General features: G+C 61.4%; 1 protein-coding gene. It reads right to left on the bottom strand.

Translation table 11 applies throughout. The features are described from left to right. On the bottom strand, positions 1 to 1,149 hold a 1,149-nt coding region (locus AB0B35_RS42140), incomplete at both ends, for a DUF3422 family protein (RefSeq protein WP_361057535.1).

Below are 1,149 nucleotides of genomic sequence, written 5' to 3'. Positions count from 1 at the left end.
CGCTGTCGTGAACCATCGGAATGCCCTTGAGCAAATAGCCGAGAAGACTCACGACGTAATAAGAAATTGCCGCGACCGACAGGCCTTCGACGGTTTGCTGAAGGCGCAATTGCATCTTGGCCCGGTTGTTCATCGACGCAAGCAGATCGCGGTTCTGGCGTTCAAGCTCGACGTCGATCCAGGAACGCAGCAACGCGATGGCCCGGGTCAGCTTGTCGGAGAGCTTGGTCTGGCGCTCCTTTACGGATTGGCATGTCCGCATGGCGGGAGCGATGCGACGCTGCAGGAAATCCGCCCAGGTGCAGTACCCGGATACGGCCTCTTCCGAAAGCGCTGCCAGCCTTTCCTCGACGATCTCGTAGTAGGCACGGCTGGCGCCGAAGCGATAGAGATTCGCCGCAACGCCAGCTTCCAGCTCGGCAGCCAGGCCGGTCAATTCGGACAGCAGCACGTCGCTGTCGCGCCGTTCCACCAAGCTCGTACACATCTCGTCGGTGATCGCCGCAAGGCGCGACTCCATGCGTCGCAGTTCCGACGTCATCGATCGTGTCAACGGCAGGGACAGCAACGCCAAGGTGCGGTAAGTCTCGATCTCCAGCAGACGTTGAGCCAGCGCACCCGCCCGCGCCGGGGTCAAATCGCGGGCCAGGACGAGGATCTGCGTCAGGCCATCCTCATCCTGTCGAAAGTCGGTCAGGATGGCGGCAGAGCCGTTCTCCACCAGCGAGTAGCACAGGCTGGCAGGATCGAAGCGATCGACCTCCTTCTCCGTTTCCGGCGTCCACGGAAGAAGTCTCAAACGGATGCCGGATACGACCGGGCCGGGAGGAACAAATCCATGCTTGAACGGATTTTCGCCGCACGGCTCTCCCGTCTCGGAATCCAGCGAAGCGCACCAGAGATACGTCGAGAACTCGGTGTGCTTTTCGCAGTGCAGGTCTCCTTCATCCCATGTCACGCCGTGGAGCGGCGTAGTATGGTCGGGTTCGGCAACGCCGAAGCGATGAGACAACTCGCTCATCGCCATCTGATCCCTGGCCTGGTCGCCTTCGGTCATGAAAGCGAGCTGCAATATGCCGCGGGGGGCCTGAATCAAGAGATGCGGGCGCGCGTGCACTTCACCCACGGCGGCAGCACGATCGGTATAGG

It is taken from the genome of Catellatospora sp. NPDC049133, from assembly GCF_040648455.1.
Classification (GTDB): Bacteria; Actinomycetota; Actinomycetes; order Mycobacteriales; family Micromonosporaceae; genus Catellatospora; species Catellatospora aurea.
Note: the sequence above shows the minus strand (reverse complement) of the source record. Positions and strands in the feature narration are given on the sequence as shown.